We start from the raw sequence: 24851 nt of genomic DNA, 5'->3' as shown, positions 1-24851 counted from the left end.
CTGGACGTCATGCGCGACCTGGCCGAGTCCGGCATGACGATGATCGTCGTCACCCACGAGATGGGCTTCGCCCGCGAGGTCGGCGACTCCCTCGTGTTCATGGACGGCGGCGTCGTCGTCGAGTCCGGCAACCCCCGGGACGTCCTGACCAATCCCCGGCACGACCGCACCAAGGCGTTCCTGTCCAAGGTCCCGTAGGTCACTACGGCACCGGCGGCCGCCCCCGGTAGGCCGCCGGTGCCTCCTCCAGCGCCGCCGGCGTCTCCAGCCCTTCCAGCGCCGCCGGCGCCTCCGATCCCTGCTTCGGTTCAGCGGCTTTCGGCCTGTTCATCTGTCAGGTTCCGTACGCCACCCGCCGTATTCGCGCCATCCATGGTGCGACGGGAAGGCCCTTCCCGGAGGAGAAGTCCGAGGACAGGGGCGTTTCCGGCGCCCTTTCGACGGCGTGATTCCGGCCGCCGTCGTGAAACGTGACGGTCCACACGGTGGACCGCCGCCTTCCCCGTGGTTCTAATTGTCGGGCCCATTCGAACGGGCTGTCCGAAAGGGCGTCACGGGGGCTTGCGAGGAGGTCACCGATCGGGGAAGGGCGCGCCGCTCCGCGCGGCGCCTTCGGCATGCCCGAGGAGCATGCCCGGACGCCTCGGTGTGACCGCGCCGAGTGGTCCGGCCTTCGCCTGATCCGTTTTCCTTACTCCTTCAACTCTCCCATCTTCAACAAATGGTATCCGGGCCGCACGACTTCCGCCGCGATCCGGCGGAAGCCGAAACTGACGAAGAGGGAAAACGATGACGGACAACAGTCGTACGATCCGGCCACCCCGGAGCGACGACCGGTTCGAGAAGTTTCCGCTGACGGAGATCCAGTACGCCTACTGGGTGGGCCGCGGCTCCAATTTCGTACTCGGCAACGTGGCGCCGCACGCGTACTTCGAACTCGAAGGACGACGGCTCGACCCCGACGTCCTCTCCCACGGCTGGCGGACCCTGATCGAGCGCCACGACATGCTGCGCGCGGTCGTGGACGAGGACGGCCGGCAGCGCGTCCTCGCCTCCGTCCCGGCCTTCGAGGTCCGATGTACCGACCTCCGGTCGGCACCGCCGGACGAGGCCGAACGCGTCCTGACGGACATCCGCGAGGAGATGTCCCACCACGTCTACACCGCCGCCGACTGGCCCCTGTTCGACATCCGCCTCTCCCGGCTGCCCGACCACGACCGGCTGCACGTCAGCGTCGACCTGCTCATGGTCGACCTCGCCAGCCTCACGCTCCTGTTCAGCGAGTGGAGCGCCCTGTGCCGGGACCCCGGGCTCGAACTGCCCCCGGTCGACGTGACCTTCCGCGACTACGCGCTGGCCCTCGAACAGGGCTCCCAGGCCCCCCGGCACCAGAAGGCCCTCGACTACTGGACCTCGCGCGCCACCACACTCGCCCCGCCGCCCGACCTCCCCCTCGCCAAGGCGCCCGTCGCCGTCCACAAGCCCCGCTTCACCCACCGCGAGTACCACCTGCCCGAGGCGGACTGGAAGCGTCTCCAGGAGCGCTGCGAGGCCCGCGGCCTCACCCCGACCGCCGTCCTCGCCGCCGTGTTCTCCGAGGTGCTCGCCGTGTGGAGCGGTACCCGCCGCTTCACCCTCAACCTCACCCTCTTCAACCGGCTGCCGCTGCTCCTGGACCGCAACGAGGCCGGCAAACGCGTCGTCCACCCCCACCTGCGCCGCATGGTCGGCGACTTCACCTCCATCTGCCTCCTCGAAGTGGACGCCTCGACCGGCCGCACGCTCGGCGAACGCGCCGAGGCCACCCAGACCCAGCTCCAGAAGGACCTGCGCCACCGCCAGGTCAGCGCACTGCAGACGCTGCGCGAACGGCGCCGGCTCGGCCTGCAGAGCGGCTTCGAGACGATGCCCGTCGTCTTCACCAGCGGCCTCGGCACCGCCGCCGACGTCAGCGACGCCATGGGCTACTTCGGCGACATCTCCTACCGCGTCAGCCAGACCCCGCAGGTCTGGCTCGACCACCAGGTCGTCGACTTCACCGGCTCCCTCGACCTGACCTGGGACTGCGTGGAGGAACTCTTCCCCGAGGGCCTCCTGGACGACATGTTCGCCACCTACTGCGCCACCGTCGCCCGGCTCGCCCAGGAGGACACCCCCTGGGACGAGGAACTGACCGTCACCCTCCCCGCGCACCAACTGACCGGCCGCGCCCGGGCCAACGCGACCGACGGCCCGCGCCCCGACGGCCTGCTCCACGAGCCCTTCCTCGACCGGGCCGCCGCCCACCCCGAGCGGCCCGCCGTGCTGACCGCCGACCGCGAGGTCACCTACGGCGAACTCGCCGCCCGCGCCTCGTCCGTACGGCACCAGGTGCGCCGCGCCACGGGGGACGGGGACGTGCGCGACCGGCTCGTCGGCATCACCCTCGACAAGGGCCCGGAGCAGGTGGCCGCCGCGTACGGCGTGATGATGGCCGGCGCCGCGTACCTCCCCGTCGGCGCCGCCCTCCCCGCACAGCGCCGCGCCCGCATCCTCGCCGACGGCCGGGCCCCCGCGATCGTCACCGACCGCGCCCTCGACGCCGCCCTGGAGTGGCCCGAGGGAGTGCCGCGCCTCCTCGTCGACGACCCCGAGGCCCCCGCCGGCGACGAGCCGGGCACCGGTCGGCCGGACGCCGGTCCCGCCCGCCCGGACGACCTCGCGTACGTCCTCTACACCTCCGGCTCCACCGGCACGCCCAAGGGCGTCATGATCGAGCACGGCGCCGTCCTCAACACCGTCGCCGACATCAACGAACGCTTCCGCGTCGGTCCCGACGACCGCGTCTTCGGCCTCGCCGACCTCGGCTTCGACCTGTCCGTCTACGACCTCTTCGGCACCCTCGCCGCCGGCGCCGCGCTCGTCCTGCCCGACCCCGACATGCGCTCCGAACCGGCCCACTGGGCCAAGCTCATGGCCCAGCACGGCGTCACCGTGTGGAACTCCGTGCCCGCCCAGATGCAGATGCTCGTCGAGCACCTCGAAGCCGGCGGCGAGGTCCCCGAACGGCTCCGGCTGATCATGCTCAGCGGCGACTGGATCCCCGTCGACCTGCCCGGCCGCATCCACGACCTGTGGCCGGACGCCGAGATCATCAGCCTCGGCGGCGCGACCGAAGCCTCCATCTGGTCCATCCACCACCCCGTCGACGAGGTCCCGCAGGGCGCGAAGAGCGTGCCGTACGGCGTACCGCTGCGCAACCAGACCTTCCACGTCCTCGACGAACGCATGGAGCCCTGCCCGGTCTGGACCGCCGGCCAGCTCCACATCGGCGGCGCCGGACTCGCCCGCGGCTACTGGGCCGACGAGGAGCGCACCGCCGAGTCCTTCGTCACCCATCCGCGCACCGGCGAACGCCTCTACCGCACCGGCGACTTCGGCCGCTACCGCACCGACGGGACCATCGAGTTCCTCGGCCGCCGCGACGGCCAGGTCAAGATCAACGGCCATCGGGTCGAACTCGGCGAGATCGAGGCCACCCTCTCCCGGCACCCCGGCGTCGACGCCTCGGTCGTCGTGAAGTCCGCCGACGGCGCCGGCGCCGCCCGCCTCCACGGCTACGTGGTGCCCTCGCCCCGCGACGAGACGCTGTTCGTGACCGAGCACGCCGAGCCCGGAACGAGCCGGGACCTCTGGCAGACCCTCGCCGCGACGGCCGGCCGGCCCGGCACCGGCCCCGCTCCCGAGCGGCTGCGCGCCGCCTGGGACGTGCTCGACGAGGTGTACACGCTCGCCACCGCCGCCGCCTTCCGCTCCTTCGGCCTCCCGCACGAGCCGGGCGCCGCCTTCGACCCGGCGGCGCTGCGGGGCGCGGGCGTCGCCCCCCGCTACGAGCGGTGGCTGGCCCGCGCCGTCGCCCGCCTGGAGACCACCGGACACCTCACCACGGGACCCGGCGGGACGACCGTCGCCCGCCCCCTGCCGGAGGCCCTGCCCGAGGAGCTGAAGGCCCGCGCCCGCGACGTCCTGGCGGACGTCCTCGGCATCGAGCGGGACGTCACCGACTGGATGCTCACCCTCGCCGACGGCCTCGCCGACGTCCTCACCCAGAGCGTCCACTCGGCCGAGCTGTACGCCTCCGACCGCACCCCCGGCGTCTACGACCGGCTCTTCGGCCCCACCTACGAGGCGGCCGCCGACGCCGTCCGCGCGCTCGTCGGCCGGTGGCCCGCCGACCGCACCCTCAAGGCGCTGGAGGTCGGCGCCGGCTACGGCTCGCTCACCCGGCACCTGCTGCCCCTGCTGCCCGAGGACCGCGCCGAATACCTGTTCACCGACATCTCGCGCTACTTCACCGACCGGGCCAGGACCGAGTTCGCGGACCATCCCGCCCTCCGCTACGACCTGTTCGACCTCGACCAGCCGCCCGCCGTCCAGGGCTTCGGCGACCAGGCCGCTGACCTCGTCGTCGCCGCCAGCGTGCTGCACGACATGCGGCGGATCCGCCCCACCCTGCGCAACCTGCGCTCCATGACCGCACCGGGCGGCATCCTGCTCATGGTCGAACAGACCACCTTCCACCCGTGGTTCGACCTCGTCATGGGCCTTCAGCAGGGCTTCGACAACTTCGAGGACACCGACCTGCGCACCGGGCACTGCCTGCTCGACCGCGAGCAGTGGGCCGCCGAGCTCGCCGCCGCCGGCTTCGCCCGCAGCCGGGTCCTCACCACGGCCGGCGGCCCCGGCTCCGTCGGCTTCGACGTGATCGTCGCCCAGGCCCCCGACACCCGCCGCCGCTTCGCCCCCGAAGCACTGCGGGACTTCGCGGCCGCACGCCTCCCCAAGCACATGGTGCCCGCCCAGATCCTCGCCCTGGACGAACTGCCGCTGAACGCCACCGGCAAGGTGGACCGGGCGGCCCTCGCCAAGGCGGGCGCGCGCGGAGCCGCCCGCGGCAGGCCGGCCAAGCCGCCGCGCACCGACCGGCAGCGCAAGCTCGCCGAGATCTGGCGCGAGGTCCTGGGACTCAGCCGGGTCGACCTCGACGACGACTTCCTCGACGCGGGCGGCGACTCCCTGCTGGCCGCGCGGCTCGTCGCCCATCTGCAGACCGCGTTCGACGTCACCGTGCCGGTCGGCACGGTCCTCCAGTACACGACGGTGGAGGCGCTCGACGGCTACCTCGAGCAGCTTCTCGGACCGTCCGAGCTCATGCCCGGGGAGAAGTGATGAACCAGAGCCAGCACACCGACAGCGGCCGGACGGCACCGCCCGCCGGCAGGTCCACCGGCACGTCCACCGGCACGTCCGCCGTCACACCGGGAAGCCGCCCCTCCGCCGACGCGATCGAGGCGTGGGTCCTCGGCTTCCTCGCCGAGATCCTCGACGTCCCCGCCGACGACCTCGACCCCACCACACCCCTCGACGAACTCGGCGTCGACTCGGCCACCACGCTCGTCCTGTGCGCCGGCCTCAGCGAGGAGTTCGCCCTGCCCGTACGGCCCCGGGACGTGTTCGACCACTTCACGGCCGACGCCCTCGCCCGGCACCTGACGGCACCTCAGCCCGCGGGAGTGTGAGAGTCCCGTGAGCACCTCCACGCCGCCCCGCTGGATCCTCGGCGGGGCGCCGCGGCCGGCCGCCCCCAAGGTCTACTGCTTTCCCCACGGGGGCGGCTCCGCCGCCGAGTACCTGCGCTGGGCCCGCGACCTCAGGGCCGGCGAACCGCAGGCCGTGCAACTGCCCGGACGCGGCTCGCGCCTGCGCGAACCCGCCCTCCCGTCGATGGACGCGCTCGTCGACGCGCTCCTCGACGGCGTCCGGCCCCCGGCCGGCGCACCCTTCGTGTTCTTCGGGCACAGCTTCGGCTCGCTCGTGGCGTTCGAGTTCACCCGCGCCCTGCGCGCCGCCGGCCGCCCCCAGCCCGCGCACCTGGTCGTCTCCGGCTACCCCGCCCCGCACCTGCCGCGCGCCGCGTCGCGCCTGCACCTGCTGGGCGACCGCGAGCTCCTCGACACGGTCGCCGCACTGCACGGCGGCATCCCGCCCGAGGTGCTGGCCGACGACGACATGGTGGCCCTCGCCGCCGGCGCCCTGCGCGCCGACTACCGGATCCTGGAGACCTACACCCACCGGCCCGAGGCACCCCTGTCCGTCCCCGTCACCGTCCTGGGCGGCACGGAGGACCGGGTCACCGCCGAACAGCTCGACGCCTGGCGGGAGCTGACCGACGCGGAGGTGACCGTACGGCGCTTCCCGGGCGGCCACTTCTACCTGCGGGACCGGCCGGGCCCCGTCCTGCGGGCGCTCTCCGGCGCCCTCGCCTCGGCGGCCGCGCGGGAGAGGAACGCACCGTGCTGACCTTCGCCGCCGCCTCCCTGGTCCTCATCATGATCCCCGGCCCCGACCAGGCGCTGATCACCCGCAGCGCGCTGGCGGGCGGCCGGCGCGCGGGCCTGCTCACCATGGTGGGCGGTGTGCTCGGCCTGGTCGTGCACGTCGGCGCGGCCGTCCTCGGCATCTCCGCGGTGCTGATCGCCTCGGCCACCGCGTTCACCGTCCTGAAGGTCGTCGGTGCCGTCTACCTGGTGTGGATGGGCATCGCGACCCTCCGCGGCGCCCGCCGCACCCTGCGGGAGAAGCCCGAGGACGCCGACGCGGCGGACCAGGGCGGCGCCGACGGCCGATACGTGCGCCACGGCTTCCTGTCCAACGCCCTCAACCCGAAGGTCGCCCTGTTCTTCGTGACCTTCCTCCCGCAGTTCCTGCCTCCCGACGGCCGTGTCTTCCCCAGAGCCATGGTCCTGTCCCTGGTGTTCGCCGCGCTGTACCTGCTCTGGTTCAGCCTCTACGTGATCACTGTCGACCGGCTCGGCAGAATCCTGCGGCGCCCCCGCGTCCGCGCCCGCGTCGAGCAGGTCACCGGCCTCCTGCTGATCGGCTTCGCGGTCCGCCTCGCCCTCCAGTCGCCCTGACGGGGCGGTGGCCGGGCGGGTCAGGCGCAGCAGGGGTCGTCCGGGCGGGTGGGCGCGGGGGCGGCGCAGCAGCCCTTGCCGCGCCAGGCGTCGCGGCCCTCCTTGACGGCGACGGCCGCGATGACGAGCGCGGCGACCGGGTCGGCCCAGGCCCAGCCCAGGGTGGCGTGGAGGAGCAGGCCGACGAGGAGGACGGCGGAGAGGTACGTGCACAGGAGCGTCTGGCGCGAGTCGGCGACGGCGCTGGCGGAGCCGAGTGCGCGTCCGGCGCGCCGCTGGGCGGAGGACAGGAACGGCATCACCGCGAGCGACAGGGCGGCGAGCACGATCCCGGCGATGGACCGTTCCGCCTCGCCGGCGCCGGTGAGCGCGCGGACGGCGTCCACGGTCACGTACGCGGCGAGCGCGAAGAACGAGAAGGCGATGATCCGCAGGGCGGTGCGCTCCCGTCCCTCGCGGACGGCGTGGTCGCGGGCGGAGAACTGCCAGGCGACCGCCGTGGCGGAGGACACCTCGATCACGGAGTCGAGGCCGAAGCCGATGAGGGCGGTGGACGAGGCGATCGTGCCGGCGGTGAGCGCGACGATCGCCTCGATGACGTTGTACGCGATGGTGGCGGCGACCAGGAGCCGTATGCGGCGGGTGAGCGCGTCACGGCGGGCGGGGGAGGGCCCGAGGGATACGGCCACGTCAGCAGCAGCCCTTCTCGTCGGCGTCCCGGCAGGTGCGGTCGGTCTCGACGGCGACCACGGCGGCGCGCAGGTCGTCCAGCGCGTGCCCCAGGCGCTCGTCGGCCAGCGCGTAGCGGGTCCGGCGGCCGTCGGGGACGCCGACGACGAGACCGCAGTCCCGCAGGCAGGCCAGGTGGTTGGAAAGCCGGGTCCGCGAGACCCCGAGGGCGTCGGCGAGGTCGGCCGGATAGGCCGGCTCCTGACGCAGGGCGAGAAGGATCCGGCAACGGATGGGATCGGCGAGTGCGCGCCCGAACCGGGCCAGCACCTCGACGTCGGGGGCGAGGGTCAGCATGCGGTGACCGTACACGGATCTCTGAATTCAGGAAAGCCTGAACTGTGGAGTGCGGGAGACGCCGGGGGGACGGTGAGCGGGCCCTCGCGTGTCAATCAAGGTTGACGCGAGGGGCGTGTCAACGTAAGTTGACGTCATGACCGATGCGACCGATCTCGCCGCACGGGCGGGCGACCGGGACCCCCGAGTCGGGCTCCGGGCCGTCTCCGCCCTGCGGCGACTGCTGGAACAACTGGAAGCCGTCCAGGTGCGCAGCGCGCGCAACCAGGGCTGGTCGTGGCAGGAGATCGCGACCGAACTGGGCGTCAGCCGACAGGCCGTCCACAAGAAGTACGGGAGGCAGTGATGTTCGAACGGTTCACCCGAGCCGCACGTTCCGTCGTCAAGGGAGCGGCGGTCCACGCGGAGCGCGGCGGCGCGACCGCCGTCACCCACGAGCACCTGCTGCTGGCCCTGCTCGATCAGGACGACACCCGGGCCGCGGCCGCGCTGCGCACGCTCTGCCCGGCGGACCGCCGCCCGTCCCTGGTGGCCGCCCTGAGCGACGCCCGGCGGCGGGCGGGACTGTCCCGGGCGGACACGGAGGCCCTGGCCGACCTCGGCATCGACGTCGGCGCGATCGTGGCCCACGTCGAGGAGACCCACGGCGCCGGCGCCCTCGCCGCCGACCGCAAGGACCCCGGTCGGTGGTCGGGCCGCCGCCCCTTCTCCCGCGAGGCCAAGACCGTCCTGGAGAAGTCCCTCCGGGTGGCACTGGCACGCAAAGACCGCGAGATAGGCGACGAACACATCCTCCTGGCCCTCACCACGACCGGCGGCGTCGTCGCGGAGACCCTGGCCGACCACGGCGTCACCTACGCCGCCGTCGACAGCGCTCTCGCGCTCCCGGCGACACCCTGACCCTCCGCCTCGCCTTCGGCCGGCAGCGCCGCCGGAGCCCGAACGGGCGTACGGGAGAATCCGGATGTGACGTCGACGAGAATCCTTGCCGATCTGGAAGCGGGCATGGCCGAGCTGGCCACGCCGATGCGGGTGTACGTGGTGGCCGGGCGGTTCGGGGAGGCGGGGGCCGATCTGCCGGAGCTGGCGGGGCGGATCCGCGCGCTCTTGGGCGTGGTCGCGGCGGACGAGGCGTGGGAGCGCTTCCTGCCCGGTTACGTGCCGCCGACCGTGCCGCAGATCTGCGCCGCGCTGGAACCGCTGGAGACGCACGAGGCCGCCGCGTTCCTGGCCGAGCTCGCCTCCGTCGACCTGGTCTGGCCGAGCCATCGGCACCTGCCCGCCGAGACCGCCGCGCGCGCCGCCGAGCGTGTGGTCTCCCTGCTCGGTCCGGAGGGGAGCTGGTGGACCAACCACGACGCCGCGTGCGGCGCCGTGAACGGGCTCACCCCGCTGTTCGACAGCCTCCTCGCCGTGACGGACGGGGAGCACTTCGCGGTGGCCCTGCAGATCGCCGACGACTGAGCCGGCGCTCACCCTCGCCGTCTCGACGCGCGCATTCGTCCCATCTCGCCTAGTTTGTGGTCGTCGAAGCGTTCTTCGGAAGGAGTTCCCCCATGGCTAAGAAGGCCAAGGGCAAGATGGAGCAGGCCAAGGGCAAGGCGAAGGAAGCCGCGGGCAAGATGACCGGCAACGAACGCATGCAGGCCGAAGGAAAGACGGACCAGGTCAAGGGCAAGGCCCGGGAGACCAAGGGCAAGGCGGAGGAGCAGACCCGCGGAGTCAAGGACTCCCTGCGCGGCCGCCGCCAGGAGTCCTGACCGGGACGTCCTCGCGGAGGCCCTCGGCGCCCGGCGTCGAGGGCCTCCGCGCGCACCCGTGCGGCACCCGCCCCGTCGTACGAGCCGCGTCATGCCACGCGACGGCGGGGCCCGGGGCGCGTCCCCGCCGGGGTCAGCCCGCCGGGACCTCGTCGACGAAGGCCGTGCCGGCGCTCCGGTAGGCGGCGATCTTCGCGGCCACCTGGGCCGGGGTCAGGACCTGGTCCTTGACGTGCAGGACGTAGTCGACCTGCTGGTCGTACGCGCGCGGCGTCGTCGAGGTCTGGCCGTCGAGGTCGATCAGCCACTGGTTGAAGTTGATCGACATGGGCCGTTCCGGCAGGTACGCGGCGTCATGCGTGCCGAACAGCCGCCCGTCGACGTAGTACGTGATCGCGCGGTCGTCGATGGTCACGACCAGGTCGTGCCAGCCGGCGAACGACTGCCGGCTCTCGCTGTGCTGGTTGACCGCCTGCCACGGGTCGGGGTTGTACGTCTCCCACGAGGTCGTGTAGAGGATGTTGGCCGGCTCGCCCCAGCCGCCGTTGGGCAGATACTCGAAGTCGTACTCCGCGTAGTCGTCGGCCATCGGCGCCTTGAGGTCGTTGATGGTGAAGAAGGTCTGGACGACGCGGTCGCCGTCGGGACCGGACCTCGGCGCGTCGGAGAACCGGACCCGCGCGGCGTAGGTGCCGTTCTTGAACTTCATGGCCCTGGTCAGGACTTCCGTGTGCCGCGTGGACTCGCCGGTGCCGGCGGTCGACGTCTCCAGGTTCATCACCGTGTTGCCGGACTGGTTCACGAAGGTGACCTTCGACGGGTCCCACGTGGCGCCGGGCACGCCGGGGCCGCCGGAGTTGGAGCGGACGCTCCAGCCGTGGGCGGACATCGCGGGGTCCGTGTGCGAGGTGTAGGTGAAGTCGTCGAAGAGGGCCTGGCCGCCGCCGGGCGGATCCGTCGGGTCGGTGGGGTCGGTCGGGTCCGTGGGATCCGTCGGGTCGTTGCCTTCGGGGGCGGTGCCCCACACCGTGGTGTCGGCGACCTGTGCGGTGACCTTCGACCAGTCGGCGTACACGGTCTGGGTGCCGCCGAAGGAGTAGTCGTCGCTCTGCCGCAGCGTCTGCCAATTGGACTGGTGGAAGCGCACCTGCATGTCGCCGGTGTCGGTCCCGGGGGCCAGCGACCCCGCGCTCGACGTGAAGCCGACCTCCAGGTAGCGGTCGGCCGTGGCGGTGGGGCGGGCCAGTGTGCCGAACGTGCCGGTGATCCCGGCGCAGCCGCGGACGGCCCAGGAGCAGGCGAAGCGGTAGGTGGCCGTGGGGGAGTCGGCCTTGAAGTAGTAGCGGATCCTGACCTGGCTGAGCGGGATCGTCGAGGAGCCGGTGTTCCGCACCTTGAACCAGGGCTCGCTCTGGTCCGCGGTGGCTCCGGAGGCGCTGGTGCGGTACTGCACGGCCACCGAGCCGGCGACCGCGTCGGCGGACGCGGAGGCGGTCGTGACGGGCAGCGTGGCCAGGGCGGTGCTCCCGAGCAGCGCCGTCAGGGCGAGGGCCGCACGGGTGCGGCGGGTCCGGCGGGGGCGGGTGGGTCGAGTGCTCATCCGTGTTCCTTTCGGTGACTCCCACCCCTTGCGGGGAGAGCAAGGGAGAGTTCGGGGCGTGGCGCCCGCACTTGACCAGTAGACCGTGAGGGGTTTACCAGTTGGTGCGGAGATGAAAGTGGCATGGACCACTGGGGGCGTCAACCCTGCGCGCGGCACACGGACTTGCGCGATGCGCTGCACCGTACGGCTGGATCGGCGGGCGTCCCGCTGTCTAGACTGGGCTGACCAGCTCACCAGTCACCCTGACCAGTTGCCGTGCCCGCGCCCGCGCCCGTGTCCGTAACGGGTGACCGCGGCCGTCCTCACGAACGAGAGGCCCCCTTGGAGATCGACACCGCAGCCTCCGGGGCGATGCTGAAGCGGGAGCGGGTCCGCCAGGCGATCCTCGAACTCATCGAGGCGCGGCGCCCCGGCGACGCCATCCCCTCCGAGCGGGTCCTGTGCGCCGAACTCGGCGTCTCGCGCCCGACTTTGCGTGCCGCGGTCGACGAACTCGTCGTCGCGGGCCTGCTCGTCCGCGAGCACGGCAGGGGCATGTTCGTGGCCGCGGAGAAGATCACGCAGGAACTGGTCTCGGACCGCAACGCCTTCAGCCTGCCGCGGGCCGGCGGCGTGTGGACCAGCAGACTGCTCGAGCTCCGTACCCTGCCGGCGGGCGCGCGGGTCGGTCGCAGGCTGCGGATCCCGCCGGCGGCGGAGATCCACTACGTGGCCCGTCTCCGGCTCGTCGACGGCACGCCCATGGCCATCGAGCACCTGCACGTCCGGGCCGATCTGGTGCCGGGTCTGACCGGTGAGGAACTGGAGCAGGGTGACCTGTACGAGCATCTGCGCGACCGGCACGGCATCCAGGTCAGCGAAGCCGTGCAGTCCATCGAACCCACCGTCGTCACCCGCGCCGAAGCGGACCTGCTCGACGTGCCGGAGTTCTCCCCGGCCCTGCTCTTCGAGCGGCTCACCACGGACGCCCACGACCGTCCGGTGGAATACGTGCACTCCCTCTACCGGGGCGACCGCTACCGCATCGTCTCCCGCCTCGCCCTCGGCCCCAGCGCCGCCCCCGCCGGAAGCCCCGACGGGCACCACCCCGGCATCCCCCCGGGCGACTTCGCCGGCGGTGACCCCGTCACCTTCTCGACCCGAGGAGTCGTCCAGCAGACCCTGTGACCGCGCCGGGCGGTGGGGGAAGGTCCCGGCCGGCGAGGCCGGAGCGGCTGTGCCGCAGATCACAACGGCCGCCTGTCAGGTCCGGGGCGCGCTCCTTGTCAGAGGGGTGTCACCGGCACGGAGGCCGGTGCCCGACCCTGGGAGACCTCGATGAGCCACCACCACCACGTCGTCGTTCTGGGCGCCGGCTACACGGGGATGTTCGCGGCCGTCCGGCTCGCCCACCGCACCCGCCGGACCGGTGTGAAGATCACCCTGGTCAACCCTTCCGGCCGGTTCGTCGAGCGGCTGCGGATGCACCAGATCGCGGCCGGGCAGGAGCTGGCCGTCCACCGGATCCCCGACCTGCTCGCCGGCACGGGCGTCACCTTCGTCCAGGGCGCCGCGACCGCCCTCGACCCCGAGGCCCGCACCGTCACCGTCGACGGCACCACGTCCCTCGGCTATGACACGCTCGTCTACGCGCTGGGCAGCTCGACCGACACCGCCACGGTTCCCGGCGCCGACGTCCACGCGTACACCCTCGACAGCCCCGAGATCGCCGGCCGGTTCGCCGCGCGGCTCCCCGAGATCGAGCGGACCGGCGGCACCGTCACCGTCTGCGGCGGCGGCCTGACCGGCATCGAGGCGGCCACCGAGATCGCCGAGAGCCACCCCGGACTGCGGGTCACCCTCCTCACCACCGACGAACCGGGCGCCATGATGGGCGCCAAGGCCCGCGGCCACCTCCACCGCGCGCTCGACCGCCTCGGCGTCACCGTGCGGGCCGGTGTCCGGGTCGCCAAGGTGCTGCCCCGGTCCGTCGAGCTGGCCGACGGCCGCGTCATCCCCTCCGACGCCTGTCTGTGGACCGCAGGCGTCACGGTGCCGCCGCTCGCCGCCGACGCCGGGATCGCCACCGACGGCCGCGGTCTGATCCTGGTCGACGCCACCCTGCGGTCGGTGTCCCACCCGACGATCCACGCCATCGGCGACGCCGCCGCCGTCCGCCTGGCCTGGGGGCGGATCCACGGCACCTGCCAGAGCGGCCTGCCCACCGCCCAGTACACCGCCGACACCATCGCCCGGCTCGTACGCGGCAAGGACGTGAAGCCCTTCCGCTTCGGCTACTTCCACCAGCCGGTCAGCCTCGGCCGCCGTGACGCCGTCATCCAGTTCACCAAGGCCGACGACACCCCGCGCCGCTCCTACCTGAGCGGGCGCGCTGCCGTCGCGTACAAGGAGATGGTCAGCGGCAGCCCCCTCATGACCTACCGCTTCAGCAAGCGCATGAACGTCACCACCATCGTCTCCAAGGGCGGCCGCGCCACCCGCCGGCCCGTGGCATGACCACGGCACCGGTACGCCGGGCGCGCCTGCTGCCTGGCGCCGTGCCCCACCCGCTCGTACGACCACGTCGGTCGCCCACCGGTGTGCACGACCGGTTACGGGGCAGCCGAGCGTCGAGCCCGGGCGCGGTGACCCTCGCGGAGTCACGGACGGCCGGGTGCGACGGGGGAGGGGATCCGCCCCTCGCCAGGACCGGGGAGGCTCCGTGGGGGTTACGCAGAAGGCTCAGGCGACGCGGACGACCGAGGACGGACGGGGGTTTCCCGCTCCCCTCGTCGCCGAGGCGCCGGACGGGCACCTGTCCGACGCGGAGCTCGGAAGGCCGGTCAGGGTGCGCATCGCACCCGAGGGCGGGGTCGTGTCCGGCGAGACGTACACACTGCTCTGGGCCGGCGGCCGGGACCAGCCGGTCGGCTACACGGACGCCGTATCGGTCGGCCGCCCCGCCGCGTACGTCGAGTTCGAGGTTCCTTCCGCTTATGTGACCCCGCACCTGGACCAGGTCGTGCCCGTCTCGTACGTGGTCGAGGACGGCGACGGCGAGCGCACCGGGGACACCCTGCGGCTGCTGATCGGCGAGGCCGATGCCGAGGCGTAGACCGCGGTGCCCGGGACAAGGGTGCCCGAGGCAAGGCGCGAGACCGGGTGGCCGGGGGCGGGCCGACGGCCGTTCGGGTCGAATTCCGCGCGGCCGAGCCCCTGTCCCCCGTGCGGCGCGCTCGGCGGGGTACCTGTCCGGCACGGGCGCACCCGGCGGCGAGCGACTGGTTCCCGCCCCCCATCCCGATCGACAAGGAGATTGCCGTCATGACCGATGCCGAGGTTCCCGGCCTGTCCGGTGTGGAGAGCGGTGCTGAGCGCGCCGCGGCGGAGTCCGTCGAGGCGGTGGTGCGGTGGTACGAGTCCCGACTGGACGCCGAACGCGGCGCTTCCGCGCCCGACCCTCAGCGGATTGCCGAGCTGAAGGCCGGCCGCGAGGCCGCGATGGCCGACCGGGCCCAACTGGCGACCGCCGACCCCAAGGAAGCGGCCCGGGTCACGGTGGCGTACGCGGCGCTGCTCAAGGAACTGGAGGGCTGACCGGTGCGCGCGTCGCACCCGGGAGGGCGCCGGGTCCCGGAGGGGTGACGTTCTGTTTCGGCCATGCGACAGACCTGTCCAATATCGACGATTGCGGTACGGGGGAGGGGCGAAACGACGCGCGGCCACCCGCGCCCGGCCGAACCGGCGCGGCTCTCGGAGGGGCGGGGAACGGTGCGAGGCGCCTGCGGCGCGCGAGAAGCAGGGTGATCCGCGTTGCGCGAGCATCGAGCGGGACGCGTCGGCAGCGGCGGCCCCTTCCCGCCCCTGCCGCCCTTCCCGCCGCCCTCGGCGTCGAGGCACGGAGCGGAGTCAAGAGGACCTGGAGCAGCGGCTTCCACTTCGAGGCGTCGTTCCGGAGCGCCGCGCGCGGCGGTGACGGCGCGCGTGCGGCGTAGTGCGCACCGGGGTGAAACGGATGGTTGAATTCCGATCGCAATCGTTTCCAGCGCATTTCTGACGGCCTTTCAGTCGTGTGAGCCCGTCCCGGGCCGCGGTGTTCCGCTTGATCGCGGGGCCGCGCCACGGGGAGACGCGCGTAGAGCGACTGAAAGGAAACCTTGCGGGCCGGAGTCGGGGGGCCGGAGGATCTCCCTCGATCGCGATTGACAGGTGCATGGCGCTACCTCGCCGTGTGCCCCGCACTTCACAGCCAGGCCGCCCACCCAGCGGCCTGCCCAACCCCCACTGGAGACTGCAGTGAAGCAAGCGTTCCGCAAGGGCTCGTCCTTCCGCGCCGGCCGTCTGGCCGCCGTCGTCGGCGCGGTCGTGGCCGCCTCGGTCCTCGCCGCCCCGACCTCCTCGGCGCAGCCGACCGACACCTTCCGCGCCACCACGGCCGAGCTCGCCGCCGCCAGCGAGGCCGTGCTCGACGCCGATGTCCCGGGCTCCGCCTGGTACACCGACCCGGCCACGGGCAAGGTCGTCGTCACCGTCGACTCGACCGTCTCCGAAGCCGAGGTCGCCACCCTCCGGCGAGCCGCGGGCGCCCACGCCAAGAGCCTGAAGATCGAGCGGACCCCGGGCCGGATCAACAAGCTGATCGCCGGCGGCCAGGCCATCTACGCGGGCGGCGGCCGCTGCTCGCTCGGCTTCAACGTCCGCAGCGGTTCCACGTACTACGCCCTCACCGCCGGGCACTGCACCAACATCGCCAGCACCTGGTACACCAACTCCGCCAACACCACCGTGCTCGGCACCCGGACGGGATCCAGCTTCCCGAACAACGACTACGGCATCATCCGTCACTCCAACGCCTCCGCCGCCGACGGGCGCGTCTACCTCTACAACGGCAGCTACCGCGACATCACCGCCGCCGGCAACGCCTACGTCGGGCAGTCGGTCCAGCGCAGCGGTAGCACCACCGGCCTGCGCGGCGGTACGGTGACCGGCCTGAACGCCACCGTCAACTACGGCAACGGCGACATCGTCTACGGCCTCATCCAGACGAACGTCTGCGCCGAGCCCGGCGACAGCGGCGGCGCCCTGTTCTCCGGCACCACGGCGCTCGGGCTCACTTCCGGCGGAAGCGGCAACTGCTCCTCCGGAGGCACCACGTTCTTCCAGCCCGTCACCGAGGCCCTGAGCGCGTACGGGGTGAGCGTGTTCTGATCCCGGGTCCGTGACGAGAGGGGGGCGGCTCCGGTGGCGGAGCCGCCCCTCCTCCGTGCGTCCCTGGTGAAGGCGCCGACCGCACGCCAGTCACAGGCCGGTCGCACGACGGTGGCGGCGTCTCCGACCGTACGACGACGGCCGGCCCGGCGCGCGTACGCCGATGCGTGAGAGCGCGGGGCGCGGGCAGGTGCGGACCATGACGACAACGCTCGGTGCCTTCGTTCTCGGTACTCCCGACCCTCCCGCGCTGGCCGACTTCTACCGGGCTCTGCTCGGCTGGGAGGAGGCCGAGCGCGAGCCGGAGTGGGTCCGCCTGAAGCCTCCGGGCGGGGAACGCCCCGGCCTCAGCTTCCAGTTGGAAACCGACCACACGCCGCCGACCTGGCCGCAGAGCCCGGGCACGCAGCAGATGCAGGCCCACCTGGACCTCCAGGTCGACGACCTGGAGGCGGAGACCGAACGAGCCCGCGCGCTGGGCGCCACCGTCGAGGCCCACCAGCCCCAGGAGAAGGTCCGGGTCCTCCGGGACCCGCACGGCCATCCGTTCTGCCTCTTCCTGCCCGGCGCCTGAAATCCGCGCGCATGGCCTCCGTTTTCGGGGGCACATGAACGTCGAGCGTCTGGGGCCGCTCAGCCGCAGCCTGCGGCCTCCCCCGTCCGCAGGCCGGCGGGGAGTGACCGGTCCGCACCTGGGGCGGGTGCGGGCCGGTCTTCCTCACCCTCAGGGATGTTCGGGTTCTTGAGCGCGTCGAGCAGGGCGCGCAGGACCGGCCGGTCCAGCGCACTCGACCGGATCACGGCATGGATCGCCCTGATCGGCTCGGGGCGCCGGACCGGGCGGATGACGACGCCGGGATGGCGGGCGCTCAGCCCGAGCCGGGGGATGAGGCTGACACCGAGGCCGGCGGCGACGAAGCCCTGGGCCGTGGCGTAGTCCTCCGACGTGGTGACGAAGTCCGGGCTGAAGCCCGCCGCGGCGCAGGCGTCGATGACCGGCGCGAGGCAGGGGCCCGGAGGCTCGCTCCCCACCCACGGCTCTCCGGCGAGGTCCGCCAGATCGACCACGCGATCCCCGGCGAGGGGATGCCCGGCGGGCAGGACCGCCCGGTAGGCGTCGTCGAGCAGATGGACGACCCGGATGCCCTGATGACGCGCCTCGGCCGGCCGACGGACGACGAGGGCCAGATCGGCGTCGCCTCGCTCCACCTCCAGGAGCGCGTCGTCCGGATCGGCCAGCCGGGGATCGATCGCGATCCCGGGGTGCTCGCGGCGCACCCGGGCCAGCGCGGGAGCCAGCAGGGTCGGGCCGACCGAGGCGAAGTAGCGAAGCGCGAGACGGCCCGTGCGCCCCGCCCGCAGGTCGCCCAACGCGGTCTCCGCCTCCGCCAGTTGCCGGCTCACGGCAGCGGCGTAATCGGCGAGCAGCAGGCCCGCCGCCGTGGGGGCGACGCCGCGACCGGCCCGTTCCAGCAGCGCCATCCCGGCCTCCTTCTCCAGGGTCGCGATCTGCTGGCTGACGGCGGAGGGCGTGTAACCGAGGTGCGCCGCCGCCGCGGTTACCGATCCGCTGGAGATCACCGCGCGCAGCACCTGCATCCGTCTCACATCGAGCATGTAGACGAACTTAACAGTGGTGCAGAACTTTTTTCTTGTCCTTGAAGGAGAGGTGCGGGACCGTTTCACCGGGGCCGATCAAGGAGGCGACGCTGAACGGAATCATCGACACCTGCCGGGCATGGGCACGCATCGGCGTGCTCGCTCTCCTGTGGGGCTCGACCTTCCTGTGGACGGAGGTGGCCCTGGACGCGCTGACCCCGGTGCAGGTGACCTTCAGCCGTTGCCTGCTGGGAGCGGTCACCCTGCTGGTGATCTGTCTGGCCACGGGCAGGCGGTTGCCCGGCAGCCCGGCGGTGTGGGGCCGTGTCGTCGTGGCGGCCTTCTTCTGCAACGCCCTGCCGTTCGCCATGTTCAGCTTCGGACAGCAGAGCATCGACTCGGGCGTCGCCGGCGTCCTGAACGCGACCACCCCGCTCTGGTCGCTGCTGATCGGCGTAATTGTGGGGTCCGAGCGCCGTCTGCGGCCGTCCCGCCTGGGCGGGCTCCTGCTCGGCTTCGCCGGAGTCGTCCTCATCCTCGCGCCCTGGCAGGCGACGGAAGCGGGCGGCTGGGGAGCACTCGCCATCGTCGTCGCGGCGGCCGGCTACGCGATCGGGTTCACGCTCATGGCCCGCTGGCTGGTGGGACGCGGCATCCCTACCATCTCGCTCTCCGCGGCCCAGCTCATCGCGGCGACCGCCCTCACCGCACCGACCCTGCCGGCGGGCGGTTTCGCACCGATCGAGATCGCTCCGAGGGAGCTGGCCGCCGTCGTCGTCCTGGGTGTCGTCACCACGGGCGTCACCTTCCACCTCACCTACCGGAACATCGCCGCGGAAGGCGCCACCAACACGGCCACCGTCGGCTATCTGCTCCCGGTCGTCTCGGTGGCACTGGGAGTCGTCCTCCTCCACGAGGACTTCAGCCTCCGCGTCGCCCTGGGGATGGCGGTCGTGCTCGCCGGGGTCGGGCTGACCCGCCGGCCGGCACGGCCGCCGGCACTCCAGCGGGCGAACCCCGCCGAGGGCACCACCGCCGACCGAACCACCGCCGACCCGGCGAGCGGCGACGGCGACGGTACGACTGCCGTCGGCAGCACCGCCGCCGCCGCCGACACCGCCGCCGCCGACACCGACCGCACCACCGGCACCGACCGCACCACCCGAGACCGCCCCGCCGCCCCTCCGGCGGGTGGCCTCCCACCACAGGAACGGAACGTACGACAGTGACAGCGCTGACAGTGACCACGACGAGCGCCGCGTCGGTGGCCGCCGACTGGCTCGTGATCGGCGTCGCCCAGGGCGACGAAGGACCCGTACCCGTACACGTACCCGTAGCCGGGGCGTTCGGCGACGGCCTGACCGGACTGCTCGCGGACCTCGGGGCGACCGGGGCCCGCGGCGAGGCGATCCGGCTCCCCGCGCCCGCCGGCATCCGAGCCGGGCTGGTCCTCGCGGTCGGCCTCGGCCCGGCCGACGCCGGCATGGACCCCGACACCGAGACGCTGCGCCGGGCCGCCGGCGTGGCCGCCCGTACCCTGGCCGGCGCCGGGACGGTCGCCCTGGCCCTGCCGGCCGGGACCGGCGAGGCGGTGGAGGCGGTCGCGCTGGGCGCCCTGCTCGGGGCCTACGACTTCACCACCTATCGCACCACCGCCCAGGCCCCGCCGGTCCGCGAGGCGACGATCCTCGTCGACCCCGGCCTCCTGGCGCCCGCGCGGGCCGCCGTACGGCGTGCCCGCACGCTGGCAGAGGAGCTGAACCGGGCCCGTGACCTCGTCAACACCCCGGCCAACGACCTGTATCCGGACAGCTTCGCCGGCGTCGTGGCCGCGGCGTGCCAGGACCACGGCGTGGACGTCCAGGTGCTCGACGACGAGCGGCTCGCCGCGGACGGCTACGGCGGCATCCTCGGCGTCGGGCAGGGCTCGGTCCGCCCACCCCGGCTCGTACGGATAGCCCACACCCACGCCGGGGCCTCCACGACGCTCGCCTTCGTCGGCAAGGGCATCACCTACGACTCGGGCGGCATCTCGCTCAAGCCCGTCGGCGCCAACGAGATCATGAAGCGCGACATGTCCGGCGCGGCGGCCGTGCTCGCCGCGGTGCTCGCCATCGCCCGGCTCGACCTGCCCGTCAACGTCACCGGCTGGCTCGCCCTGGCCGAGAACATGCCGTCCGGCTCCGCCCTGCGCCCCGGTGACGTCCTGCGGATGTACGGCGGGCGGACCGTCGAAGTCCTCAACACCGACGCGGAGGGCCGCCTGGTCCTGGCCGACGCCCTGGTGCGGGCGGGCGAGGAACGGCCGGACGCCGTCGTGGACGTCGCCACCCTGACCGCCGCGACACGCTTCGGCCTCGGCGACCACGTCTTCGCCGTCATGGCCGAGGACGACGCCTTCCGGGACCGGGTGCTGGCCGCCGCCCACGAGGCCGGAGAACGGGCATGGCCGATGCCGCTCCCCGAGGAACTGCGCGACAGCCTGCGTTCACGGGTCGCGGACATCGCCAACTACGGCCAGCGCATGGGCGGCGGTCTGGTGGCCGGCCTGTTCCTGCGGGAGTTCGTGCCGGCGGGGGTGCCCTGGGCCCACCTGGACATCGCCGGACCGGCCTTCAACGAGGGCCCGGCGTACGGCTACACGCCGAGCGGCGGTACCGGCTGCGCGGTGCGCACGCTGGTGCGACTCGCCGAACACGTGGCGGCCGGTGACGACCCACGAAGCCCCGCTCCGGCCGTGCCCACGACCACCGCGGACCGACGGGGGGCCGCCCGATGAGAGTCCTCTACCAGATCGACGCGTTCACCCCCACCCCCTTCAGCGGCAACCCGGCCGGCGTCGTCCTCGCGGCCGACGGGATGACGGACGCGCGGATGCTGGCCCTCGCGCGCGAACTCGGCCACTCGGAGACGGCCTTCGTCCTGCCCGCCGACGACACCGACCACGACGTGCGGGTGCGGTTCTTCACCCCCACGACGGAGGTGCCCACCTGCGGACACGCCACCGTCGCCACCCACTTCGCCCGCGCCGTCGAGTACGGGCTGCCCTCCGGGGCGCTCGTCCAGAAGACCGGCACCGGACTGCGGCAGCGCGTGCGGATCCACCGCGACGGCGACCGCGTCCGGATCGGCATGCACCAGGGAGCGGCCACCTTCGGACCCGAACTCGACGGCCCCCGGATCAGCCGCCTTCTCCGGGCCCTCGGAGCCGCCCCCGGCGACCTCGCGGACAGCGGCGGCCCGGTCCAGATCGTGTCGACGGGCCACGCCAAGGTCCTGGTCGAACTGCGCGACCGCGCCACCGTGGACGCCCTGCGCCCGGATCCGGCCGCGCTGACCGCCCTCAGCCATGACCTGGACACCAACGGCTTCTTCGTCTTCACCAGGGACACCGGCGAGGAACACCTGCTGACCTGGTCCCGGATGTTCGCCCCGGCGATCGGCATCACCGAGGACCCCGTGACCGGCAACGGCCACGGCCCCCTCGGGGCGTACCTCCTCCACCACGCCCTCGAGCCCGCCCCGGGCGGCCACCTGTCCTTCACCGGCCGCCAGGGAGCGGCTCTGGGCAGGCCCGGCGAGGTCGACGTCCATGCCGAGACGACGCCCGACGGCGCCGTCCGCGTCTCCATCACCGGTACGGCGGCGGTCGTGTACCGGAGGGAACTGGCCTAGGCCCGCGGGGCCGGGGTGCGGGACCTTTTCGGGGGAGGGACACCCCCTTCCCGGGTGACGCACGGGCGAACCGTCACCGACAGGGGGACAAGACCTTCATGCAGACGTTTCTCCCGTACGCGAGCTTCTCCGACTCCGCGGCCGTCCTGGACCCGAGGCGGCTCGGCAAGCAGCGCGTCGAGGCGCTCCAGGTGTTCCGGGGGCTGACGGTGCCGACGTACGGCTGGCGCCGACACCCCGCCGTGCGGATGTGGGCCGGCTACGAGGAAGCGCTGGTGCGGTACGGCCTGGACGTCTGCGCCGTGTGGACCGCGGGCGGCCGGGCCGACACCTGTGCCGTCACCCTGATCGACGACTACCGTGCCTGGCGGCCCTCGGGCGAGGTCCGCGCACAGGGCGGGCTCGCGGCGGCCGGGGAGCTGCCGCCCTGGCTCGGCGACCCCGCGTTCCACCGCAGCCACCGGTCCGCGCTGGTGCGCAAGGACCCGGAGTACTACCGGCCCCGCTTCCCCGACGTGCCGGACGACCTTCCGTACGTGTGGCCGGGGTCCGACCGGGACCGCGGCCGCCCGGAGGGGTGATTCCGGACTTCTCGTAGAATGGGACAAACGCCCCGGTAGCGGTCACACCACGAAGGCGCGACCGGGGCACGAGGAAGCGGAGTGGACATGCGACGGCGTCCCCAGGATCCGGCCGGTGAATCCGAGGGCCTGTTCGGCATGGCGGATCTCCTGGCCGCCGCCACGTCCGCCGATGCGGGGGAGGACCGGCCGTTCCGCGACGGACCCGAGGGGCGCGGCCTGCTGCGGGTGACGGAGATCCACGCCGAGCCGGCCGCCGCCGCGTCCTGGCGAGGCCGCCAGATCATCGCGCGCTTCCCCGAGGCCCGGCTGATCGAGACGGACAACCACTGGCGCATCCCGCACCTGCACGGCAACGAGGGGAACGTCGAGCGCTGGGTCAGGATCAAGCGCGAGACCCTGGTCCTCGGCGAACGCAGCTCCCTCACCGTCCGGCCCAATGGGCGATCCGCCGACTGGATCGCCCCCGGCCTCTCCAACGGGTGCGCCATGGCCTGCGCGTACTGCTACGTCCCGCGCCGCAAGGGCTTCGCCAACCCCATCACCGTCTTCACCAACGTCGACCGCGTGCTCGCCGCCCTCGGCCGCCACATCGCCGCCACCGGACCGAAGACGGAACCCAACCAGTGCGACGAGCGGGCCTGGGTCTACGACATCGGCGAGAACGGCGACTGCTCGGTGGACGACCTGATCAGCGACAACACCGCCGACCTCGTCCATGCCTTCCGCCGCTGGCCCACGGCCAAGGCGTCCTTCGCGACCAAGCTGGTCAACCCCGACCTGCTGCGGCTCGATCCGCAGCGGCGGACCCGGATCCGCTTCTCCCTCATGCCGCCGGAGGACTCCCGCCTCCTGGACATCCGCACCAGCCCCGTCCCCGCCCGGCTCGCGGCGGCCGCCGACTTCCTCGACGCCGGCTACGAGGTCCACTTCAACCTCTCCCCGGTGGTGCTCAGACCCGGCTGGCGCGAGGCATGGGGCGAGCTGCTGGGCATGATGGACGACGTCCTGCCGCGACGGGTGAAGGAGCAGGCCGCGGCGGAGATCATCATGCTCACCCACAACGAGCCCCTGCACGCGATCAACCTGGGCTGGCACCCGCGCGCCGAGGACGTCCTGTGGCAGCCGGACATCCAGCAGCCCAAGCGGTCCGAGAACGGCGCCCTGAACGTCCGCTACCGCAACACGGTCAAGCGGGAGGCCGTCGAGGCCCTGTCCCGCATGATCGAGACCCGCACGCCCTGGCTGCGGGTGCGGTACGCCTTCTGACGTCTGGGGGACACGCGATCGGCGGTGCCGGCGTCATCCTCGGGCCGACTCGGGGACGTCGGCCGCGTCGGCCTCGGACGTGGCCGGGTCCGGTACGGGGGAGTCCCAGGGAGCCGGAGCCGTCGAGGCGGTCCACGCGGCCAGCGCGGCGCCGTCGACGCAGAGGATGCCGCACTCGGCGGCGTAGGCGAGGGCCGGTTCGGTGAAGGTGCCGGTCGTCACGAGGACGGCCACGTCGGCCTCGTGGACCGTGAAGCACGTACCGCCGAAGCGCTGGAGGTCCGGGGAACCGACGCGGTGATCGCCCGTGTACTGCTTGCACTGGAGCACGACACGGCGGCCGTCGGCGGTGGTCGCCACGACATCGGCACCGAGGTCGCCGGCGCCGCCCACCACCTCCACCACGCTGCAGCCGTCCCGGACGCACAGCGCCGCGACGGTGTGCTCGAACCCCTCGGGGTCGACGGAGGTGTGGTCCAGCGCCTCCGCGTCGACGGAGGGCTGTTCGGGGAGCGGTGCCGTCCTCCGTGCCGGCCTCCGCCCCCGTCCGCGTCGCCCGGCAGCGGCGCGCGGGCGGACCCGGCGGCGGGTGGGTGCGATGCTCCAGCGGGCCATCACCACCCCCAGGCCCAGGACGAGGAGGAGCGCGAGGGGCGTCAGGGGCGCCCCGGCCCCCGCCGCCCGGGCCGTCTTGACCAGCAGCACCGATCCGCCGACGACCGCGCCGACGAGGCCGACCGCGAGCGCCAGGTCCCGCCCGACCCGGACCCGGCCGCTCCCGTCCGTCCCCCTGCCCTCGCCGTCGACCACCGTCATCCGGACCCCTCCCACGTCGTCCCCGCGCCGCCCCTCCCGTCCCCGGCTCGCTCGACCGCGATCCCGTCCAGGGGCACGGGGTTTCCTGCGACCGGCCGATTGCGCCGGCACCTTCCCGCCTGGCCCGGAACGCGGCCCCGAAACCTGGGACCGAACATGGGTCCGAACGTGGGTCCGAACGTGGGCCCGCGTCATGGGCCGCCCTGCGCCGACGCGGATGTCCCCTTCGCCGTGGGCGCCTCGGAGTCCGCCCGCAACCGGTCGGTTTCCCGGGGGAGTTCGGGGGAAGGCGGGATGGTGAGCGTATGGGTTCGCTCGCGCCGTTTCCGCGGATGTCCCCCGTTTTCGCGACACGACGGCGCCATGGCCGTGGCCCGCACTC

Annotated in this window: 24 protein-coding genes and 1 pseudogene; 20 read left to right on the top strand and 5 right to left on the bottom strand. The window is 73.1% G+C overall.

The window, feature by feature from the left end; genetic code table 11:
• The 5 genes and pseudogenes from ABZ135_RS33950 to ABZ135_RS33930 all read left to right on the top strand — a co-directional run.
• Positions 1 to 198 (top strand): annotated as a pseudogene (locus ABZ135_RS33950) (ectoine/hydroxyectoine ABC transporter ATP-binding protein EhuA); the annotation flags it as partial.
• A gap of 591 nt (positions 199 to 789) precedes the next feature.
• Positions 790 to 5208 carry an amino acid adenylation domain-containing protein gene (locus ABZ135_RS33945; protein WP_356701408.1) on the top strand — a complete coding sequence of 1473 codons (4419 nt, stop codon included), beginning with the start codon at positions 790 to 792 and terminating at the stop codon, positions 5206 to 5208.
• Positions 5208 to 5558 (top strand): acyl carrier protein, encoded by a 351-nt coding sequence (locus ABZ135_RS33940; protein WP_356701406.1) that lies wholly within the window; start codon positions 5208 to 5210, stop codon positions 5556 to 5558. The genes ABZ135_RS33945 and ABZ135_RS33940 overlap by 1 nt, the downstream gene beginning before the upstream one ends.
• A gap of 7 nt (positions 5559 to 5565) precedes the next feature.
• On the top strand, positions 5566 to 6339 hold the full coding sequence (locus tag ABZ135_RS33935) for an alpha/beta fold hydrolase (RefSeq protein WP_356701404.1): 774 nt from the start codon (positions 5566 to 5568) through the stop codon (positions 6337 to 6339).
• Positions 6333 to 6953, top strand: a complete 621-nt coding sequence (locus ABZ135_RS33930) for a LysE family translocator (protein WP_356701402.1) — start codon at positions 6333 to 6335, stop codon at positions 6951 to 6953. The genes ABZ135_RS33935 and ABZ135_RS33930 overlap by 7 nt, the downstream gene beginning before the upstream one ends.
• A gap of 20 nt (positions 6954 to 6973) precedes the next feature.
• On the opposite strand, the gene ABZ135_RS33925 is transcribed toward ABZ135_RS33930, so the two are convergent.
• Positions 6974 to 7642 (bottom strand): cation transporter, encoded by a 669-nt coding sequence (locus ABZ135_RS33925; protein ID WP_356701400.1) that lies wholly within the window; start codon positions 7640 to 7642, stop codon positions 6974 to 6976.
• Position 7643: 1 nt separating this feature from the next.
• The gene (locus ABZ135_RS33920) at positions 7644 to 7979 is read right to left on the bottom strand and encodes a metalloregulator ArsR/SmtB family transcription factor (protein WP_356701398.1); all 336 of its coding nucleotides are present in this window, start codon (positions 7977 to 7979) and stop codon (positions 7644 to 7646) included.
• A gap of 136 nt (positions 7980 to 8115) precedes the next feature.
• On the opposite strand from ABZ135_RS33920, the gene ABZ135_RS33915 reads away from it, so the two are divergent.
• The 4 genes from ABZ135_RS33915 (at position 8116) to ABZ135_RS33900 (ending at position 9739) form a co-directional block, all read left to right on the top strand.
• Complete coding sequence (locus ABZ135_RS33915; protein WP_030315760.1) at positions 8116 to 8325, top strand: HTH domain-containing protein; 210 nt, start codon at positions 8116 to 8118, stop codon at positions 8323 to 8325.
• Entirely contained in the window at positions 8325 to 8879 is a 555-nt protein-coding gene (locus ABZ135_RS33910) for a Clp protease N-terminal domain-containing protein (protein WP_356701397.1), read from the top strand. Before ABZ135_RS33915 ends, ABZ135_RS33910 begins: the two co-directional genes overlap by 1 nt.
• 66 nt (positions 8880 to 8945) lie before the next feature.
• Positions 8946 to 9443: a hypothetical protein gene (locus ABZ135_RS33905; protein ID WP_356701395.1), complete on the top strand. Its 498-nt coding sequence runs from the start codon at positions 8946 to 8948 to the stop codon at positions 9441 to 9443.
• Between the two features lie 92 nt (positions 9444 to 9535).
• The gene (locus ABZ135_RS33900) at positions 9536 to 9739 is read left to right on the top strand and encodes a CsbD family protein (protein WP_356701393.1); all 204 of its coding nucleotides are present in this window, start codon (positions 9536 to 9538) and stop codon (positions 9737 to 9739) included.
• A gap of 133 nt (positions 9740 to 9872) precedes the next feature.
• On the opposite strand, the gene ABZ135_RS33895 is transcribed toward ABZ135_RS33900, so the two are convergent.
• Positions 9873 to 11339 (bottom strand): cellulose binding domain-containing protein, encoded by a 1467-nt coding sequence (locus ABZ135_RS33895; RefSeq protein WP_356701391.1) that lies wholly within the window; start codon positions 11337 to 11339, stop codon positions 9873 to 9875.
• Between the two features lie 324 nt (positions 11340 to 11663).
• Here ABZ135_RS33895 and ABZ135_RS33890 point away from each other — a divergent pair, with 324 nt between their 5' ends.
• The 6 genes from ABZ135_RS33890 to ABZ135_RS33865 all read left to right on the top strand — a co-directional run bounded on the left by ABZ135_RS33890 (position 11664) and on the right by ABZ135_RS33865 (position 17103).
• Positions 11664 to 12509 carry a GntR family transcriptional regulator gene (locus tag ABZ135_RS33890; RefSeq protein ID WP_356701389.1) on the top strand — a complete coding sequence of 282 codons (846 nt, stop codon included), beginning with the start codon at positions 11664 to 11666 and terminating at the stop codon, positions 12507 to 12509.
• Between the two features lie 150 nt (positions 12510 to 12659).
• Positions 12660 to 13838 (top strand): FAD-dependent oxidoreductase, encoded by a 1179-nt coding sequence (locus tag ABZ135_RS33885; RefSeq protein WP_356701387.1) that lies wholly within the window; start codon positions 12660 to 12662, stop codon positions 13836 to 13838.
• 205 nt (positions 13839 to 14043) lie between these two features.
• The gene (locus tag ABZ135_RS33880; RefSeq protein ID WP_356701385.1) at positions 14044 to 14436 is read left to right on the top strand and encodes a hypothetical protein; all 393 of its coding nucleotides are present in this window, start codon (positions 14044 to 14046) and stop codon (positions 14434 to 14436) included.
• 209 nt (positions 14437 to 14645) lie between these two features.
• A complete protein-coding gene (locus ABZ135_RS33875) occupies positions 14646 to 14918 on the top strand; it encodes a hypothetical protein (RefSeq protein WP_356701383.1) in 273 nt (90 codons plus the stop codon).
• 744 nt (positions 14919 to 15662) lie between these two features.
• The gene (locus ABZ135_RS33870) at positions 15663 to 16529 is read left to right on the top strand and encodes a S1 family peptidase (RefSeq protein WP_356701410.1); all 867 of its coding nucleotides are present in this window, start codon (positions 15663 to 15665) and stop codon (positions 16527 to 16529) included.
• Positions 16530 to 16728: 199 nt separating this feature from the next.
• Positions 16729 to 17103, top strand: coding sequence for a VOC family protein (locus tag ABZ135_RS33865; RefSeq protein WP_356701381.1), 375 nt, complete (start codon positions 16729 to 16731; stop codon positions 17101 to 17103).
• Positions 17104 to 17162: 59 nt separating this feature from the next.
• Here ABZ135_RS33865 and ABZ135_RS33860 read toward each other — a convergent pair whose 3' ends face one another.
• Positions 17163 to 18146: a LysR family transcriptional regulator gene (locus tag ABZ135_RS33860; protein WP_356701379.1), complete on the bottom strand. Its 984-nt coding sequence runs from the start codon at positions 18144 to 18146 to the stop codon at positions 17163 to 17165.
• Between the two features lie 137 nt (positions 18147 to 18283).
• Here ABZ135_RS33860 and ABZ135_RS33855 point away from each other — a divergent pair, with 137 nt between their 5' ends.
• From ABZ135_RS33855 to ABZ135_RS33835, 5 genes are all read left to right on the top strand, one after another.
• Positions 18284 to 19357 (top strand): DMT family transporter, encoded by a 1074-nt coding sequence (locus tag ABZ135_RS33855; RefSeq protein ID WP_356701377.1) that lies wholly within the window; start codon positions 18284 to 18286, stop codon positions 19355 to 19357.
• Positions 19354 to 20907, top strand: a complete 1554-nt coding sequence (locus tag ABZ135_RS33850; RefSeq protein WP_356701375.1) for a leucyl aminopeptidase — start codon at positions 19354 to 19356, stop codon at positions 20905 to 20907. The genes ABZ135_RS33855 and ABZ135_RS33850 overlap by 4 nt, the downstream gene beginning before the upstream one ends.
• The gene (locus ABZ135_RS33845; RefSeq protein WP_356701373.1) at positions 20904 to 21803 is read left to right on the top strand and encodes a PhzF family phenazine biosynthesis isomerase; all 900 of its coding nucleotides are present in this window, start codon (positions 20904 to 20906) and stop codon (positions 21801 to 21803) included. The genes ABZ135_RS33850 and ABZ135_RS33845 overlap by 4 nt, the downstream gene beginning before the upstream one ends.
• Before the next feature lie 98 nt (positions 21804 to 21901).
• Complete coding sequence (locus tag ABZ135_RS33840; protein ID WP_356701371.1) at positions 21902 to 22384, top strand: MSMEG_6728 family protein; 483 nt, start codon at positions 21902 to 21904, stop codon at positions 22382 to 22384.
• An 87-nt stretch (positions 22385 to 22471) separates the two neighbouring features.
• Positions 22472 to 23653, top strand: a complete 1182-nt coding sequence (locus tag ABZ135_RS33835) for a spore photoproduct lyase family protein (protein ID WP_356701369.1) — start codon at positions 22472 to 22474, stop codon at positions 23651 to 23653.
• Positions 23654 to 23686: 33 nt separating this feature from the next.
• Here ABZ135_RS33835 and ABZ135_RS33830 read toward each other — a convergent pair whose 3' ends face one another.
• Positions 23687 to 24469: a restriction endonuclease gene (locus ABZ135_RS33830; protein ID WP_356701367.1), complete on the bottom strand. Its 783-nt coding sequence runs from the start codon at positions 24467 to 24469 to the stop codon at positions 23687 to 23689.
• Between the last annotated feature and the right edge of the window lie 382 nt (positions 24470 to 24851).

The organism is Streptomyces sp. NPDC006339 (assembly GCF_040612775.1).
In the GTDB taxonomy this organism is placed as follows: domain Bacteria; phylum Actinomycetota; class Actinomycetes; order Streptomycetales; family Streptomycetaceae; genus Streptomyces.
Note: the sequence above shows the minus strand (reverse complement) of the source record. Positions and strands in the feature narration are given on the sequence as shown.

What these genes read in the sequence shown, in the direction of transcription:
- ABZ135_RS33900 (WP_356701393.1), top strand. Translation starts at nt 9,536, where the DNA reads ATGGCTAAGAAGGCCAAGGGCAAGATGGAGCAGGCCAAGGGCAAGGCG.
- ABZ135_RS33945 (WP_356701408.1), top strand. Translation starts at nt 790, where the DNA reads ATGACGGACAACAGTCGTACGATCCGGCCACCCCGGAGCGACGACCGG.
- ABZ135_RS33840 (WP_356701371.1), top strand. Translation starts at nt 21,902, where the DNA reads ATGCAGACGTTTCTCCCGTACGCGAGCTTCTCCGACTCCGCGGCCGTC.
- ABZ135_RS33910 (WP_356701397.1), top strand. Translation starts at nt 8,325, where the DNA reads ATGTTCGAACGGTTCACCCGAGCCGCACGTTCCGTCGTCAAGGGAGCG.
- ABZ135_RS33940 (WP_356701406.1), top strand. Translation starts at nt 5,208, where the DNA reads ATGAACCAGAGCCAGCACACCGACAGCGGCCGGACGGCACCGCCCGCC.
- ABZ135_RS33915 (WP_030315760.1), top strand. Translation starts at nt 8,116, where the DNA reads ATGACCGATGCGACCGATCTCGCCGCACGGGCGGGCGACCGGGACCCC.
- ABZ135_RS33920 (WP_356701398.1), bottom strand. Translation starts at nt 7,979, where the DNA reads ATGCTGACCCTCGCCCCCGACGTCGAGGTGCTGGCCCGGTTCGGGCGC.
- ABZ135_RS33830 (WP_356701367.1), bottom strand. Translation starts at nt 24,469, where the DNA reads ATGACGGTGGTCGACGGCGAGGGCAGGGGGACGGACGGGAGCGGCCGG.
- ABZ135_RS33860 (WP_356701379.1), bottom strand. Translation starts at nt 18,146, where the DNA reads ATGCTCGATGTGAGACGGATGCAGGTGCTGCGCGCGGTGATCTCCAGC.
- ABZ135_RS33875 (WP_356701383.1), top strand. Translation starts at nt 14,646, where the DNA reads ATGACCGATGCCGAGGTTCCCGGCCTGTCCGGTGTGGAGAGCGGTGCT.
- ABZ135_RS33835 (WP_356701369.1), top strand. Translation starts at nt 22,472, where the DNA reads ATGCGACGGCGTCCCCAGGATCCGGCCGGTGAATCCGAGGGCCTGTTC.
- ABZ135_RS33885 (WP_356701387.1), top strand. Translation starts at nt 12,660, where the DNA reads ATGAGCCACCACCACCACGTCGTCGTTCTGGGCGCCGGCTACACGGGG.
- ABZ135_RS33895 (WP_356701391.1), bottom strand. Translation starts at nt 11,339, where the DNA reads ATGAGCACTCGACCCACCCGCCCCCGCCGGACCCGCCGCACCCGTGCG.
- ABZ135_RS33845 (WP_356701373.1), top strand. Translation starts at nt 20,904, where the DNA reads ATGAGAGTCCTCTACCAGATCGACGCGTTCACCCCCACCCCCTTCAGC.
- ABZ135_RS33865 (WP_356701381.1), top strand. Translation starts at nt 16,729, where the DNA reads ATGACGACAACGCTCGGTGCCTTCGTTCTCGGTACTCCCGACCCTCCC.